General features: G+C 45.5%; 19 protein-coding genes. 2 read left to right on the top strand and 17 right to left on the bottom strand.

What is annotated here, in order from left to right; all coding sequences use genetic code 11:
* Positions 1 to 90: 90 nt before the first annotated feature.
* Complete coding sequence (locus tag MOZ60_RS10355) at positions 91 to 1,188, bottom strand: HNH endonuclease domain-containing protein (protein ID WP_370596611.1); 1,098 nt, start codon at positions 1,186 to 1,188, stop codon at positions 91 to 93.
* Positions 1,149 to 1,757 carry a class I SAM-dependent methyltransferase gene (locus MOZ60_RS10350; RefSeq protein ID WP_370596610.1) on the bottom strand — a complete coding sequence of 203 codons (609 nt, stop codon included), beginning with the start codon at positions 1,755 to 1,757 and terminating at the stop codon, positions 1,149 to 1,151. Before MOZ60_RS10350 ends, MOZ60_RS10355 begins: the two co-directional genes overlap by 40 nt.
* Positions 1,758 to 1,814: 57 nt before the next feature.
* On the opposite strand from MOZ60_RS10350, the gene MOZ60_RS10345 reads away from it, so the two are divergent.
* The gene (locus MOZ60_RS10345) at positions 1,815 to 2,087 is read left to right on the top strand and encodes a zinc ribbon domain-containing protein (RefSeq protein ID WP_370596609.1); all 273 of its coding nucleotides are present in this window, start codon (positions 1,815 to 1,817) and stop codon (positions 2,085 to 2,087) included.
* A 209-nt stretch (positions 2,088 to 2,296) separates the two neighbouring features.
* Here MOZ60_RS10345 and MOZ60_RS10340 read toward each other — a convergent pair whose 3' ends face one another.
* From MOZ60_RS10340 to MOZ60_RS10275, 14 genes are all read right to left on the bottom strand, one after another.
* Entirely contained in the window at positions 2,297 to 2,839 is a 543-nt protein-coding gene (locus MOZ60_RS10340) for a flavodoxin family protein (RefSeq protein WP_370596608.1), read from the bottom strand.
* Between the two features lie 26 nt (positions 2,840 to 2,865).
* Positions 2,866 to 3,300 (bottom strand): cyclophilin-like fold protein, encoded by a 435-nt coding sequence (locus tag MOZ60_RS10335; protein WP_370596607.1) that lies wholly within the window; start codon positions 3,298 to 3,300, stop codon positions 2,866 to 2,868.
* A 134-nt stretch (positions 3,301 to 3,434) separates the two neighbouring features.
* Positions 3,435 to 4,391, bottom strand: coding sequence for an alpha/beta hydrolase (locus MOZ60_RS10330; protein ID WP_370596606.1), 957 nt, complete (start codon positions 4,389 to 4,391; stop codon positions 3,435 to 3,437).
* A gap of 19 nt (positions 4,392 to 4,410) precedes the next feature.
* Positions 4,411 to 5,574, bottom strand: a complete 1,164-nt coding sequence (locus MOZ60_RS10325) for an iron-containing alcohol dehydrogenase (RefSeq protein WP_370596605.1) — start codon at positions 5,572 to 5,574, stop codon at positions 4,411 to 4,413.
* A 23-nt stretch (positions 5,575 to 5,597) separates the two neighbouring features.
* Positions 5,598 to 6,440, bottom strand: a complete 843-nt coding sequence (locus MOZ60_RS10320) for an aldo/keto reductase (protein ID WP_370596604.1) — start codon at positions 6,438 to 6,440, stop codon at positions 5,598 to 5,600.
* A gap of 10 nt (positions 6,441 to 6,450) precedes the next feature.
* Positions 6,451 to 6,972: a flavodoxin gene (locus tag MOZ60_RS10315; protein ID WP_370596603.1), complete on the bottom strand. Its 522-nt coding sequence runs from the start codon at positions 6,970 to 6,972 to the stop codon at positions 6,451 to 6,453.
* 10 nt (positions 6,973 to 6,982) lie between these two features.
* A complete protein-coding gene (locus MOZ60_RS10310) occupies positions 6,983 to 7,378 on the bottom strand; it encodes a MerR family transcriptional regulator (protein ID WP_370596602.1) in 396 nt (131 codons plus the stop codon).
* A gap of 164 nt (positions 7,379 to 7,542) precedes the next feature.
* Positions 7,543 to 7,983: a hypothetical protein gene (locus tag MOZ60_RS10305; RefSeq protein WP_370596601.1), complete on the bottom strand. Its 441-nt coding sequence runs from the start codon at positions 7,981 to 7,983 to the stop codon at positions 7,543 to 7,545.
* 125 nt (positions 7,984 to 8,108) lie between these two features.
* Entirely contained in the window at positions 8,109 to 8,552 is a 444-nt protein-coding gene (locus MOZ60_RS10300) for a hypothetical protein (protein WP_370596600.1), read from the bottom strand.
* A gap of 775 nt (positions 8,553 to 9,327) precedes the next feature.
* Positions 9,328 to 10,164, bottom strand: coding sequence for a JAB domain-containing protein (locus MOZ60_RS10295; RefSeq protein WP_370596599.1), 837 nt, complete (start codon positions 10,162 to 10,164; stop codon positions 9,328 to 9,330).
* Complete coding sequence (locus tag MOZ60_RS10290; protein WP_370596598.1) at positions 10,151 to 10,288, bottom strand: hypothetical protein; 138 nt, start codon at positions 10,286 to 10,288, stop codon at positions 10,151 to 10,153. Before MOZ60_RS10290 ends, MOZ60_RS10295 begins: the two co-directional genes overlap by 14 nt.
* A gap of 84 nt (positions 10,289 to 10,372) precedes the next feature.
* On the bottom strand, positions 10,373 to 11,269 hold the full coding sequence (locus tag MOZ60_RS10285) for a nucleotidyl transferase AbiEii/AbiGii toxin family protein (RefSeq protein ID WP_370596597.1): 897 nt from the start codon (positions 11,267 to 11,269) through the stop codon (positions 10,373 to 10,375).
* On the bottom strand, positions 11,266 to 11,835 hold the full coding sequence (locus MOZ60_RS10280) for a type IV toxin-antitoxin system AbiEi family antitoxin domain-containing protein (RefSeq protein ID WP_209451753.1): 570 nt from the start codon (positions 11,833 to 11,835) through the stop codon (positions 11,266 to 11,268). The genes MOZ60_RS10285 and MOZ60_RS10280 overlap by 4 nt, the downstream gene beginning before the upstream one ends.
* Before the next feature lie 116 nt (positions 11,836 to 11,951).
* On the bottom strand, positions 11,952 to 12,776 hold the full coding sequence (locus MOZ60_RS10275) for a CD1107 family mobile element protein (protein ID WP_370596596.1): 825 nt from the start codon (positions 12,774 to 12,776) through the stop codon (positions 11,952 to 11,954).
* A 370-nt stretch (positions 12,777 to 13,146) separates the two neighbouring features.
* Between MOZ60_RS10275 and MOZ60_RS10270 the strand changes: the two genes are divergently transcribed.
* Positions 13,147 to 13,557 carry a transposase gene (locus tag MOZ60_RS10270; protein WP_370596595.1) on the top strand — a complete coding sequence of 137 codons (411 nt, stop codon included), beginning with the start codon at positions 13,147 to 13,149 and terminating at the stop codon, positions 13,555 to 13,557.
* Between the two features lie 398 nt (positions 13,558 to 13,955).
* On the opposite strand, the gene MOZ60_RS10265 is transcribed toward MOZ60_RS10270, so the two are convergent.
* The coding region (locus MOZ60_RS10265) for a transposase (protein ID WP_370596594.1) at positions 13,956 to 14,584 on the bottom strand (629 nt) is incomplete at its 5' end.

Raw genomic sequence — 14,584 nt, 5'->3', positions numbered from 1 at the left:
TCTCCTTTCATCAAACTACACAACCATAATAAAAGGCGCACCGTTAAAGCGACGCGCCCGCACCGTCAATTCAACATAAATGCACCGGTTTTAGCGGAAGACATGTACCGACGAACCGGAATTTGCATCCTGACCTGCCCAGATAGAATGAAGATTATCCCGGAAACATGCCTCATATAATCTTCTGATGCCAGGCTTTTCCTGAACCATCTCGTATAACAAATACTGATTACCTGCAAAACGTAGGAAAAACGGATCCCACTTGGGCAGTCGATTGCTCTTGGAGGAATTGAGTGAGGAATCCATCGGCATTAAATTCCAAAGCTCGTCATTCATCACAAAACTCCAAGGGATGAAATGGTCTACATCATAAGCTTTCCTCTGTATAAACTCATCTGTAAACACATCTCTGACTGGTCGGATTTCAATAATCGCATCCCAAAGCTTATGTACATGTTGCAGTTTACGCATCTTTTCATCCAAAGGTGCCAGCTTATATACCAATCCGGGAACTTCCGGATTATTCATCTGCAACCATTTAACCTTCTCGTACTGAATCCATCCAAGAATAGAAACTGTGTTGTCCTGGATCATCTTTGCCCAAACAGGACTGATATGGACTTCCTTTTTCAGCTTGCTGCTATTTCCAAGCGTATATGGCAGAGTAATCACCGTGTTATTGATACGCTGAATATACTCCACCATTCGCACAGTACTATTCCAGTTTACAGCCTCATCACTGCGATGAAAAAAACCCGCCAGTGCTCTGTAGGGAACCATATTAGTAAGCTGCTCTTTTGCTGCTTTGAGTTCTTTGTTATGCTCACGAATGGCGTTTCGTATCTCCGTCTTTGATGCATTTGAAGGCAGATCACTAAGCTCAGCCAACAGTATAACCGCTCTTTCTAGGCCATCTCTGACAATGCCAGCCTGTATTCCACTAAGGTGAATATGGAACTCTCTGACGGAATACCAGGCATTTGAGATCATTTCATCAATGAGCTCATCAAAGGTTGTTTCCAGACGGCCTTCTGAAATCAGGATCACCAATGCCTCTAGCCAGTAAAACTTATAGCAGTATGAAGGATCCTTCATCATGAGAGAGAAGCTCTCTATATCCAGTGTATCGACATAATCGCCTTTTATCTTCAGCTGATGATCGACTTGCGAAGGATAATATTCAGCCATTTCTCATTACTCCGTTCCGGTCGGACATCCGAAGTCACCCACATCTTCTCAATCGTTAATTCAGGGAATGCTCTGATAAAGTCTCTGAAACCAGCTTCATCAAAGTCTGTAAAATATCGTTCTCCACGGAAGCCCTCAAATGCACCATACTTGAAGGACGTATAGATATAACCCTGCTCCTTCAATGCCAATATCATCCGCCGGAAAATGTCCGGTTGTTCCGTTCTTCCTACATGAAGGATAGAAGAGCAGGCCCAAATACCATCATAGCAATTCTCATCCTGCAGTTCCTGAAACAGCAATTTACGGACCTGAACTCCGGTATATGCTGACGCTACTTTACAAAGTTCTTCTGAACCATCCGTTGCCACAACATGATATCCCTTTTCAAGGAAATACCTGGTATCCCGTCCGGAGCCGCAGCCAAAATCCAATATAGAAGACCCCTTTGGGAGGAAAGAAAGGAATAAATCCTGCGTGTCATGGAAATCAACGGTCTGAGTTCCAAAAACAAACTCATCTGTTTTTTCGTTGTAATATGTGAGAGTTTTCATTGTCCCGTGATCCATTGAAATCCCCTTCCTCTGTTAATAATTATAGTTCCAAAGCAAACCTATGTATATGTCATGCTGCTGCAGGAAGAGAAGTGTCTTAGCTGTCTGCTTCAGGTTGAAGCCCTTCGCCCAGCGCTCATAGCCTGTTCCTTTGCCCAAAGCAAAGTGGGAAAGTTCTTTCCCAGCAGCCAGATGTGCCATGAATGCGGGGCATTGCACAAACTCACCAAAGATTTATCTGTACGTGAGTGGACATGCCCTGACTGCAGACATCAACATGACCGTGATGAAAATGCAGCACTGAATATCAGAGATGAGGCAGTGCGGATCTACTGCACATGCTGAAATAAAGTAACAACAACCGCTGGGACGGCAGGGATAGCCTGAAACCACTGTATGGAGAATGCAAGACCATGCAGAATACCTACAGCAGAATGCATCGCGCCTCACGGGCAACTGTGAGATACGTACACATTCCTGACAGTCTGGAAACACAGGAAAAAAGAAAAGTGGCTTGAGCCACCTTGAAGTTCGGTTACTTGTACCCGAGTAGTTCACATAACTGCCTTGCCAAATCGGTAAGCCTTCTCCTGAATATCAGAATTCTCCACAGCCTCTCCCGCATCGTTCAAGCCGCCGCAGAATAAAGTTCCGGCAAGACGCGCCTTAGGAAAGCAGTCAATCCATCCCTGCAGACCGCTGACTGCCCTCTCTGGTGTACTGGATTCATCTTCTGCCGCGACGGTTAACAGATAAACATTCCGGAACTGATAATCGGAAGGATACAGCGGATTCATCCGATCAAGCAGCGTCTTCATCTGCCCGCTCAAGCCGTAATAATAAATCGGTGTTGAAAATACCAGTGTATCTGCCATCTTTACCTTTTCCGCGATCCAGATGGCATCATCATTCAGAACGCATTTCTGCGTCTTCTGACAGACGAGGCAGCCGGTGCAGAACTTCAGGTTTTTGCCTTTGAGACTGATTGTTTCCACTTCATGGCCAGCTTCCCGGATACCCTCTGTCATTTTTTCGGTTAGAAATTCTGAATTACTATGACTCCTGAGACTGGTTGAAATGACAAGTATTTTACTCATGGATTGGTTCCTTTCTGATGTTGTTCTTAATCTATTTGTATCGTGATCGTTACATCACCATTGCCAAGCAGTTCAGACAGATCTTCCTTCGTTTTGTCTGTAATTCTGCCAAGTCTTGTATAAGCCCATGAATTGGACCCATAGAAAACTACCAGCTGATCTCCAGAGTAAAGAACAATATCTCCAGCAGATGTCGTTGTCTCTGCATCATCACTTGGAAGCGATGTCCCGATCGGTCCTACCTGCTCAAAGCCGCCAAACATTGACATGTGGATCTGTATTGGTTCTTTCCGCGCAAGTTCTCTCAAAGCTGTTACGGATTCATTGTCTTCCCATGTAATCCGTACCGGCGTATTTTCTATTGTCATCCTCATAGCTGCATTCTCCTTTGGCATTGATTCATCCATATTATTTTCCATCTCATCTCCAGCATTGCTTTTGGATGGAGGATCTGTTTCCATGATGGTTTCCTCCGTATCCATTCTGAAGCCGCACCCTGAGATCAGTAGCATGAAACTGAGCATTCCAGCCAATACAAACCTGTTCATTTCTTTCCGTGCGCTTCTTTTCACTCAATCGGCCTGCTTGCCGTTCATCACTTTAACGAATCTTTGAAGAAATTCTCCAGCTTATCAAACGGAATCTTATCCACTTGATCATAAAGATCGATATGCTCCGCATCCGGAACAATATACAGCTCTTTCGGCTGTGCCGCCTTCTCGTACGCTTTTTCTGAGAAAGAGCGAGAATGAGCATGATCGCCTGCCACAAAGAGAATAGGGCGCGGCGAAATTTCATCAATATAATCAAGGCACTTAAACTGCATCATGGCCAGATCAGAGGTAGTAGTAAAACCGCCTCTCGCGTTCGGATGATGCCCCCGCGGCACTGCATAGAAGCGATTCCATTCATTGGTGATCGGATCCGTTTCCGGCAGAGCTTCCACGGAAGGATATGGCGTTTCCGGAAAAGTGGGAATATATTCCGGCTGACCTTGTTCAAAGTCCGACCATCTCTGTTCGGCAAGCTGATGCTTCATCCTATCGATCTGTTCCTTCGTCAGGTTCATCATGCCGCGAACGTCGGAAATATCATACATGGAAGTTGTAGCAACTGCTTTGATGCGGACATCAACTGAAGCTGCAGAGAGTGCAAAACCGCCCGATCCACAGATGCCGATCACACCGATCTTCTCCCGATCCACATAGGGAACCTTCACGCCAAGGTAATCGACCGCCGCACTGAACGACTCTGCAAACAGATCCGGCGAAGAAACATTCCTTGGCTCTCCTGCAGATTCTCCCATATGTACCTGATCAAACGTCAGAACCACAAACCCGCGCTGCGCCAGTTCATTTGCATAAACACAGGGTCCCTGTTCTTTCACGCCGCCATAGGGTGCCCCGACAATCAGCGCCGGATATTTTCCGGATTCATCCAGATCCTTTGCCCGGTAAAGATCAGCCGCAATCGCAATCCCATAGCGGTCATTGAAGCGAACATGTTCCCGTATGACGTGTTCATTCAGTTTTGCAATATATCCGTATGCCATTTTTAATCTCCTTTGCCATTCATAAAGATGCTCTGAAAATGTCTGCAATATCCTTCTCAGTCAGCGGCGCCCATGCATTTTCAAGTCCTTCATTTTCTGCTACATGATGTGCCATCTCATCAATACGGCTTTCATCAATGCCAACTTCCTTAAGATGCATCGGGATACCGATCGATGCGAAGAACTGGTACGTTTCTTCAATCGCCCGATCTGCAATGTCAAACCGATCCAGATTCGGATCAATTCCAAAGACATTGACACCGTATTTGACAAACCGATCTACAGTCTTCTCGCTTAAGATATGCTTCATCCACCGCGGGGTAATGATTGCAAGTCCCTCCCCATGCGTAATGTCATAATAAGCTGAAAGTGCATGCTCCATGCCATGGCATGGCCAGCCCGACGGACTGTTTCCAAGCGAATAAATCCCGTTGCATCCATATGTGCAGTCAAGCATCATCTCGGCTCTTGCCGTATAGTCTTCCGGATTCTCGAGACACTTTCTTGTATTCACCATAAGGCTCTTAAGCGCCGCTTCCATAAATCCATCGTTAAGAAGCGTGGAATCCTCGCAGAAATACTGCTCCATAATGTGATTCATTGCATCCGCACAACCGGCAGCCGTCTGTTTTCTGGATACCGTAAATGTGTAAGTCGGATCAAGGAATGAAACAACAGGATAAAGAAGCGGGTCCAAATAGCCGATCTTATCGTTTGTCTCGGTTCTGGAAATCACGCCGCCGCAGTCATACTCGCTGCCCGTAGCGGCCAGCGTAATAATATCTACAATCGGAAGTGCTGCCTGTGCCTTTACCTTGTAAGAAATCAAATCCCATGGATCCCCGTCATACTTTGCTCCAGCTGCGATTGCTTTCGAGCAGTCGAGTACGCTGCCTCCGCCAACCGAGAGGATCACATCCACATCATGTTCCTTGCAAAGCTTTACGCCATCCAGGACACTCGGATCATACTTGGGATTGGGCTGAATGCCGGACAGCTCCACGATTTCAAAATCACTGAGAAGCGTCTTTACCTTGTCATAAAGACCAATCTTCTTGATACTTCCGCCGCCGTAGGTCAGAAGAATTCTTTTCCCATATTGACGCATTACTTCGGGCAGCTGTTCCACTACTCCCTTTCCAAAAATCAGTCTGGTTGGTGTAACATAATCAAAATTCTGCATATTCATCCTCCATAATGCATTACTTACGCTTTTTCAAATTCCGGTTTCCACTGTGCAAACTGCTTAAGCTGGGCATCGGTCCTGTGATAATATCTCTCGCCCTTATCCAGCTTTGCAATCTCCGCCATTTCATCATTCGTAAGTTTGAAATCAAAAATATTCAGATTGTCTCTGATATGGTCTACATTTTTGCTTCCAGGGATGACAACAAAGCCCATCTGTGTATGCCAGCGAAGGATGATCTGTGCGGGTGTCTTTCCGTACTTTTTTCCAAGTTTGGCGAAAACTGGTTCATTGATGAGGGATTGATCTCCGTGTCCCAGCGGATACCAGCTCATAAGCCTGATATTATATTTGTCGAGCGTCTGACGCAGCTCTTTCTGTGTAAAATAAGGATGCGCCTCCACCTGAACAAACTGGGGAACTACTTCCCACTTCGTCTGAAGTTCTTCTATGTACTTTCCTTCAAAATTGGAGATGCCGATGGCTTTTGCTTTGCCTTCACGGTATGCTTTTTCAAGCTGACGGTATCCAGCAAGCCAGTTGCCTGCAGGCTGATGGATGTAAAGGAGATCCACATAATCCACACCAAGGCGTTCAAGCGTCTCATCAACTGCGTTGTCATTTTCATACTCGCTTGGCCAGAGTTTTGTGGAGAGGAAGATTTCCCCACGCGATACACCACTATCGCGCATTCCGCGTCCGACAGCACGCTCATTGACATAAGCGTTTGCTGTATCAACCAGCCGATAACCCATCTTCAGGGCTTCCCGGACGCTGTTTTCTGCCTCAGCAGGTGATAACATAAATGTTCCGAGTCCTACGACCGGACATTCCAGTTTGTTGTTCAGAATAATATTGTCCATATGTAACCTCCTATATCAAACTATTGGACTTCAGCCAGCTCTTAATCTGAGCGTCAGCTTTATTTGCACTGCTTCCGTTGATTGACAGTCTACGTTTCACATCTGCGCCCAGGCAAAGCTTTCTGATATCTGATTCACTGGATCCCATTCCACTCCCCTCGTTTGTACAAAGAGGAAGAATTGTCTTTCCTGAAAAATCAAACGCTTCAAGAAAAGTAAATACTGCCATTGGCATTGTTCCCCAGTAATTCGGATAACCGAGAATCACCGTGTCATACGCATCAATACTTGTCGGAAGAGACTTGAGTTCAGGTCTTGCACCCTGCTTTTGGTGTTCCTTTGCCTCAGCAATGCAGGTGTTATAATCCTTCGCATATGGTGTCTTCATTTCCATTTTGAAGAGATCTGCCCCAATCATATCTTTGATTTTTCGAGCCACAACTTCCGTGTTGCCAACCTCTATATATCTCATAGAACCGCCAAAGTAATTTTCATCCGCTCTTGAAAAGAATGCCATTAACGTCTTTGCCATAGTATCGATCTCAATCTTTCTTAATGTTCTCAGCCTCCCATGAAAGAACACCAGTTTTCACTGCTTCCTCATATCGGGAGATCTTATAGTTGAGTCTGTCCATAGTGGCCTGATACTTATCTAAATTCTTCTGTACCTCCGCACGCGCTTCCATCAAAAGATCTCGTCTTGCTGCGATCGTAGAATCTCCCTGCTGGAAAAGCTTTACATACTCAATCAGCATTTCCACCGGAACCCCGGCACTTCTCATACAGACAGCATTCTCAACCCATTTCAGATCTTCATCGGAATAATCTCGAATCCCACCTTTGGTTCTTCTGACTTCCGGAATGACACCTACGCGCTCATAGTAGCGCAGCGTGTCCGGAGAAAGATTGAATTTTTCGCAAACTTCTTTTATCGTCATCGTCATCACCACTCTTTACAGTTTGCCGCTTGCTTTGTCATCTGCACCTGGACTATACCCCTTGGAGTTAACTCCAGGTCAAGTACTATTTTGAAATTCATTTAGTTGTCCTGCAAAACCATCTCCGCATTTCTTCTCACATTGGCAAGATCCCTCATCCGTTCTCAAGCCGTGCGGTACTGGACATACTCCCCATTCTTTTCCTTGGCAAGACAGTTGAACTCCTCATTCAGCTTTGTAACTCTTGGAATCTTCTTAAGTCCCAACTGATCAAAGGCATCCTTCGCTGCCTTGTGAAGTGTGATTTCTTCCCGATGGGCTTCAAAGAAATTCCTGCTGTACCCTGCCTTCCGGTATGCTGTGTAGATATCGTGTGTTTTGCTGTAGTTGGTGATATGCATCCGCAGCTCCCGGATCTCCTGATACTGCCGCCTTGCAAGCAGGAATTCTTCTGCAGCCGTCGCCGGCTGACACGCATATGCCGTGATCAGCTCTCCGTCTTCCGTCTTTTCCGGATTCTGTGAATATTCAATCCGCTCATGCATGCTTGCGGATGCGCCTTTACTCTTGTTCACATACAGAGCGATCAGTCTTGTCGCTGGCATTTTCTCCTCCTGATAAGCATAAAAAAGGTTACCTTATTCGTTTTATCAAACCGAATTGAAATTCTTATAAGATGGAAAAAAAGCAGTCGATTTCCTCGGCTGCCCCTATTTCATAAAATAGTGGATTATTTATTTTCTTCTAAGGGGATAATCTCGTAAACGGCAATCACGCCATTACTAATATCACTATCTTCTTTCAAATAGCAAACTTTGATTGTATCTCCGATTTGCGCTCTTTTTACATACTCCACTGTATTAAGTTCTCCTAAATCCTCTGTGTCAATGACAATACTTTTCGTTAGTTCACGTTCTGGTGTTCCCTCTATTGGCTCTACTATCAAAGCGCCGTTCTGAACTTCCAACACTTTAGCTTCAAATGCCATTTTAGTTGCAATAACATTTGTGGTCGTATCGTCTTGTGTGGAATTTAGGATATGCGAAACACTAATCGCTGCAACCACAAGGCACAAACAAGCTGCAACAGCTCCCCACTTTACCCAATTGGGCTTTTTAGATTTCTTCTTGTAATTGAGAGCTTCATCAACATTTTTTGTATCAAGTTCGCTCATAGCGTCAGAAAACCTTTTTGAGTTCATATGAATACCTCTCTTTCAATCAAGTATTGTTTCATCTTCTCACGGATACGGGTCAGCCGGACAGAGATATTTTTCTCTGAAAGCCGTACAAACCCGGCTATATCCTTGCAGCTATCAGAGAACCAATAGCGGCGCATACAGATAATGCGGTTTTCGGTAGTCAGCGTGTCAAAAAAGTTTTCAATGATACGGGCTAATTCTCTGGCTTCAATTTCCTCTAAAGCAATCGTGTAATGGCTGCTTCCATTCTCCAATAGATTTTGAGCGAAATGTTCCGAACAATTTTCAAAAGATAAGACACCAGCAGGTTAGGTCGTGCCGGGGGAATGGCGTTCCATGCGCCTAAATAAGCGTCGTTTACATATTCCTATTCGTCCCGCCAACTCCCTACGATATGGCAGGAAAGATTGTGGCAGACTTTTCCATATTTTATGTCCAGTTCCCCTATGTCCTGTTCTCAACGCTCGAAAAACATTTCTATGATTTTTTCATCGTCTATCATCACACCGCCTCATTTCCGGCTCCACCTATATACTACGGTTTTAGCGGCGAATACTGCATCAAATCTCAAACCTTTTCAAAAAATTCCTGCTGTACCCATCGACGGAGCCCATCAGTTCTTCAGTGCCAAGCGTTGGAAGCTCTTTTCCTTCGGTCTGACTCACATCAAAGACCGTCGCACCCGGAAGGAAGGACGTTCTATCTCAACGGTTTCCTTCTTCGGCTTGCCGTCTGTATCCAGCACCGGCTACCTTGTCTTTGGATCAATTACATCCTGTTCTGTCTTGACCTTATACGGCGCCGGGGCAATAATCCTGATCCCCTTTTCGCCGCGTTTCACCTGTCTGTCGTGATTCTTTTTCCATGATTGGTACCCGGCAACAAGCATGGCATCCGGTTTCTGCATGCTGATGAGGACCGTATTGTTCAAAGAATAGTTGTGGAACTTCGCCATGGTGGCAAGATACTGCCGGTACCTCTCACTGTTGAACAGATCGTGACCCACCTGTTCCAGCTTGTCCGTGATCTCTGCGATGGTCTGCTGCGGCTTCTTCGCTGCAGGTTCCGATACCGTCTCTGCGCCAAGATGAAGATCCGACACATCTCTGGCATATTCCAGAGAAGGAAACTTTAAGATTTTATTCTCCTGAAACGAGTAATAATGATCGTCATTGCCGATGATGATATGATCCACAATCGGTGTTCCAAGCAGCTCACAGATCTTTGCCATGCGGTCCGTCAGGGATATATCATCCGGAGACGGCATAAGGTTTCCACTCGGGTGGTTATGAAACAACATGACCGATTCCGCGTTGGAGAGAATGATACTCTTTAGGATCTCCCGCGGATGCGCAAGTGACTGGTTCAGTGTCCCGATGGAGACAATATTCATGTTGATTGGCTTCAGATCATTCCGAAGATTCACAACCGCCAGCACTTCCCGGTCATATCCCTTCAGCGTCTGTGACATCAGCCGGAGGACGGCGGCTTGTGGAGAGTTGACCGGTTCCGCGCTATAGAGCGGTGGTTCCTTGACTATCCGGATTCCTACCTGATCCAGTTTATAGGGTTTACTGGAACTCATCTGCATCACCTCCGATCGGGATCACGAGGATCACATTCGTTTCTACCAGCTCTTGCATCTGATCACAGATTGTCCCGGTTGTAGAGAAAATCTCTTCCTCCCATTTCTTTTTCTCTTCGCTCATAGCAGCCGCCTTTCCGTTCTATCGGGCATAAAGAAAGACCGTCTGCGATAAGACAGGCGGTCTGCATAGCTTGTTATGATTTGTTCATTCCCATTCTCTGGAAATGTGATTCCAATGTTCGAAAAATGGTTTATCATCCCGGATTGCAGTGATTACCGGAAGAATAAAGTGTTTCACTTCATTCATGGTTTCTTCAAATGATAGCGGCGAAGCAACCCTTTTGTTTTTTAAGAAGCCTTTCCATCGCTGCTGATGGCTGTGATCTTCGATAAAATCATCTTCAAATGCAGCAATATCGTCAAATGTGGTGTGTCGATTATCGAATGTTTCAATCAAAGACTCCTGTAATATGCTGCCATCGAAATCCTCCCGTTCGGAAATGGTCATGAGATCGTAGAAATCTTTATATCGACTGTTCACCACGCCAAGGGAAACGATTGCCTCCATTTTTTCAGAAATGATCGTATAAACAGAATATGCATACAGTTCTACAGGGTCATCATCCAGCAGTGTTGGATAATTCATTTTCTGCCGTTTCGGATAAACGACATCACCGAATCCGATATCAATGCCAACGTGAATTCTTGTCCGGTCAAGATAAGCAGTTACTGAAATCCTTGCACCATGATACTTTTTAAATTCCGTAATATTGACTGCCTCAAGGGTATTCATATCAAAGCGGATTAGGTCATCTGCCTCTGTATTCAGTATTTCTCCAAAAACTGCCTTCAATGTCTCAAGATCATTTGAAATGTGTTGTCCAAGCAGGTCGATGTCCGTTGTAGCCCTCGTAAAGTCATCTGTATACAAACCATAGAGAAGGATGCCGCCTTTCAGCGTAAAATCATCTGCGTATCTGGAAACAGAAATCCGGTAGAGAACCCGTTCGAGAATATAAACAGTTAATGCATCCTGAACGGTTCTTCCGCTCTTTTTCGCATAGTTCTTCAGCCTGTCTTTCACTGAGGAAGCATTTCTCATACAAGCACCTCAAGAAACTGCCGCATGGCAGTCTCTACGCGCAGTTTTTCCGCATATTTCATCAGACGATTGATATCCCTGTCGCTACGGTTCAGATATTTTTTTACGATCTTAACAGCAGGCTCAAACCCGATCTTATTCCGATAGAATACAATGTCGCATACTGTCTTTTCCATGTCGTAGATGCGATACAAATTCCCGTCTTCATTCACCGTTCTGATCCCTGTTTCATATCGTTCCTCAGAAAAAAGGAAGAATTTCATGGCAGGCCAGTCCGGCTGTGAAGGCATTCTGGTGCCTCTGGGAAGTGCGGCCTCCACTGCCGACGGCCTTTCTTCAGACAGGTCGTAATATACCGCTGCGCTGATCAGGCAGACCACAGCCTTATCTGAGACAGCGGAAACAGCATAAAAGTCATTTGGTTCACCGCTGAAATCAAGATTCTCATAATACTTTTTATTCACTCTGGCAAGCCTGCCGGAATCTTCCAGCTTGTTGATATCGTAGTAAGAATATCCTTCCCTCTTCAGTTCCTGCATGGAAATGAATTGCTGTGTTGGCTTCATATACATCATTCACCTCCTGCAGATATTTTAACAATTGTTTGCAGTTTATTCAATCTGCTTACATTCATTTAATTTTCGTATTCAACCAGTCTCAAACAGAAACTGCCTGCACAGTTTTATTCGTCTTCAGATTCAGGGTCTTCTCCTGAATCCTCCTCTTCGGGAAAATCGTAGCCATCCTCATACTCACGGTAATCCGCATCCGGATCTGGGCGTTCTGTAGATTCAGCCTGGCTTTTTTTGTTCTTCAGGTAGAAGAACGCTCCACCCGCACCGCATGCACCGATCAGAATGATTAGTCCGATTGCATAAGGCAGCTTTGACAGTTTCTGCTCCGGTTCCTGTTCTGCCAATTCTGTCGGCTGAGATTCTACCTGCTCTGTCTTTGCCTTCTCCGCAGCCTCCGCTGCAGCTTTTGCAGCTTCTTCCGCTGCGATCTGCTCCTTCATGGCTCCCGCTTGATCCTCATCCATCAGTGCAAAGAGATCTGTTTCATCCACCCGATTCAGGAAATGCACATTCTCGTTGCCCTTCTCATCACGATCGATGATCAGATAAAAGTAGTTGCCTGCCTGCGTCACCAATGTTACGAACTGTTTTCCTGTCCCGATGATGCTTCCGAAATCATCTACCAGAGTCATATTCCCGTCCGGCGTCAGGGGAGTGGTTCCAAATCCCTGCCCCAACATCTGCAGGAATGACTGCAGGTTCTCCTCAGTAGGTTCAAATGTCTCTGATCCGGAAGTCGCTTCCGTATGGATGTTGAGACAGTTCTTATGGACATAGCCTGTCAGCTCCGGAATGATAACCTTTACCCAGTCGCCTTCAACGCCAAGCACCTTCACGGTATCTCCGGGACGCAGCCGGTCGATCACCTGATAATCCATTCCGCCGCCGCATCTGACATTCAGTCTGGATCCGTTGGCCTGGATAGTGCCCACCTGGTTAGTGGATTCCTCTCCATCCTTTGAAATCGTGATTCGGAGGCCGGTTCCTTAGCCTTCTTCCGGTTCTCCTGTATCAGAACCGGTGTGTTTACAGAAGCCGGTATTCCCATCAACTGTCTTGATCTGAAGAAACAGGTGAGAAGAGTCCCCTTCAAAAAGCGGCAGTTTAAGTCTCGCAAAGACCTTTCCTATACGAAAGGCCGGACCAGCAAGGAATCCGACGAATACATGTACGCAAATCCTTATGCCCGGGTTGGATACCGTATATAACGATCCAACCAATGGTCCATTCATCCAAACCTTCAAGCTTCTCCGTTACGATCTGCTGCTCTGCCTGTATCATGAAACGAAAACATCGCTCAATATGCTTGCAGGTATTAATCTTATTGATGAAATCCTTGGACATGATTTTTTCAACAAGGAAGCTGAAGTTCTTAAGACAGACCAAGGCACAGAATTTACATGCGCGAGCCAGGCTGAAATCAGATCCGACGGAACCCGGAGGACAAGGATGTTCTTCTGCGACCCGATGGCTTCATGGCAGAAAGGTTCTCTCGAGAACGTGCACCTGCTTCTTCGGGAAATCTGTCCCAAGGAATGCGATCTGAAAGCAATTGGTGTTGTCGATCAGTATGCATGCGATATCATTTCATCAAATATCGATTCTTACCTAAAAGAAAAGCTGAATGGAAAATCATCCTTTCAGCTCCTTGAATTTCTTAGCCCCGACACGGCAAAGAAATTCTATGAATTCGTTCAAATCCAGATGAAGTGATTCTGTTATGTAAAAGCCAATGTCAAGTGTTAGTTTCAGACTGATTCAATATTTTTTTTCTGCTTTTGAAGGCATGAGGAAAGAGTCTCGAATTTTCAACAGTTCGCGGTATTTAGCCATTCTGTTATACGTGTATCAGGGACAAATGCTCTCCCACCCCACAGGCCAATGGTTTCGCCGCCAGCTCTGCTGTCTAAAATCGTGGATCACCATGAAACAGCGCCATCATAGAATCATCGCAGATAGCTGAACCATCCAGTTCAAATCCGGGCTGCTCCTTCCTGATGCCTTCAATCTAATTCATATCCCTCCTGTTTCTATGTTTCTGTCATTTATTGATTTCTTCTGCATTATTCAACGTAAGTCCTGGCTGATTCCTTGCAATCGATGAAATCATCTTACGCAAGAACAGTATGAATATTGCCTGTCATCATTCCCCATATAAAGCATGCCAGCTCACGTGCTATGGCTACTGTTGCTTTGTTATGGCTCTTTCGATTGTGAAGCACAAGACGCACGTATCTCTTCCGGAGGCGTTCATTCGCTCTGTCCGCATATGCAATGACTTCAGGAGCGTTGCCTTCCTGCCGCTTCTTCAGTGCTTCACTTTTGCCAGATGATGTCCGGGAGAAGGATTGTGCACATTCGACAAGTAGTTTTCTCAAAAAGGTGTTTCCCTGTTTTGTTATTCCCGTCTGATTCTGATCATCGCTGCTGCTGAGTTCTCCTGCAACCAGGCCCAGAAATGCCGCAAAGTTTTTTGCTTTAACGAATCTGGTGAAATCTCCGATTTCCACAATCACAGCCAGAGCAGTAAGTACTTTCACTGACTTAAAGCAGATCAGCTTGTGAACTGCCTCACGGTATTTATCCTTTTCAGCGATCTCTTCAATGCGTCTGTTCATCTGTTCCAGACGATCAGAAACTGTTTCATATGACAGCAGGTAAGAATCCAGTGTTTCCTTATTAATCTCCTCCAACGGAAGTTCTTTAAGCCACTTCAAGTGCTTCTTTGTCCAGTAGCTTT

Source organism: Grylomicrobium aquisgranense, from assembly GCF_033971865.1.
Lineage (GTDB): Bacteria > Bacillota_I > Bacilli_A > Erysipelotrichales > Erysipelotrichaceae > Bulleidia > Bulleidia massiliensis.
This window is presented reverse-complemented; position numbering and strand designations above follow the sequence as displayed.

Excerpts from the sequence above, each read along its gene's own strand:
- MOZ60_RS10355 (WP_370596611.1), bottom strand. The coding sequence starts at position 1,188 with ATGGCTGAATATTATCCTTCGCAAGTCGATCATCAGCTGAAGATAAAA.
- MOZ60_RS10350 (WP_370596610.1), bottom strand. The coding sequence starts at position 1,757 with ATGGATCACGGGACAATGAAAACTCTCACATATTACAACGAAAAAACA.
- MOZ60_RS10345 (WP_370596609.1), top strand. The coding sequence starts at position 1,815 with ATGCTGCTGCAGGAAGAGAAGTGTCTTAGCTGTCTGCTTCAGGTTGAA.
- MOZ60_RS10340 (WP_370596608.1), bottom strand. The coding sequence starts at position 2,839 with ATGAGTAAAATACTTGTCATTTCAACCAGTCTCAGGAGTCATAGTAAT.
- MOZ60_RS10335 (WP_370596607.1), bottom strand. The coding sequence starts at position 3,300 with ATGGAAACAGATCCTCCATCCAAAAGCAATGCTGGAGATGAGATGGAA.
- MOZ60_RS10330 (WP_370596606.1), bottom strand. The coding sequence starts at position 4,391 with ATGGCATACGGATATATTGCAAAACTGAATGAACACGTCATACGGGAA.
- MOZ60_RS10325 (WP_370596605.1), bottom strand. The coding sequence starts at position 5,574 with ATGCAGAATTTTGATTATGTTACACCAACCAGACTGATTTTTGGAAAG.
- MOZ60_RS10320 (WP_370596604.1), bottom strand. The coding sequence starts at position 6,440 with ATGGACAATATTATTCTGAACAACAAACTGGAATGTCCGGTCGTAGGA.
- MOZ60_RS10315 (WP_370596603.1), bottom strand. The coding sequence starts at position 6,972 with ATGGCAAAGACGTTAATGGCATTCTTTTCAAGAGCGGATGAAAATTAC.
- MOZ60_RS10310 (WP_370596602.1), bottom strand. The coding sequence starts at position 7,378 with ATGACGATAAAAGAAGTTTGCGAAAAATTCAATCTTTCTCCGGACACG.
- MOZ60_RS10305 (WP_370596601.1), bottom strand. The coding sequence starts at position 7,983 with ATGCCAGCGACAAGACTGATCGCTCTGTATGTGAACAAGAGTAAAGGC.
- MOZ60_RS10300 (WP_370596600.1), bottom strand. The coding sequence starts at position 8,552 with ATGAGCGAACTTGATACAAAAAATGTTGATGAAGCTCTCAATTACAAG.
- MOZ60_RS10295 (WP_370596599.1), bottom strand. The coding sequence starts at position 10,164 with ATGAGTTCCAGTAAACCCTATAAACTGGATCAGGTAGGAATCCGGATA.
- MOZ60_RS10290 (WP_370596598.1), bottom strand. The coding sequence starts at position 10,288 with ATGAGCGAAGAGAAAAAGAAATGGGAGGAAGAGATTTTCTCTACAACC.
- MOZ60_RS10285 (WP_370596597.1), bottom strand. The coding sequence starts at position 11,269 with ATGAGAAATGCTTCCTCAGTGAAAGACAGGCTGAAGAACTATGCGAAA.
- MOZ60_RS10280 (WP_209451753.1), bottom strand. The coding sequence starts at position 11,835 with ATGAAGCCAACACAGCAATTCATTTCCATGCAGGAACTGAAGAGGGAA.
- MOZ60_RS10270 (WP_370596595.1), top strand. The coding sequence starts at position 13,147 with ATGCTTGCAGGTATTAATCTTATTGATGAAATCCTTGGACATGATTTT.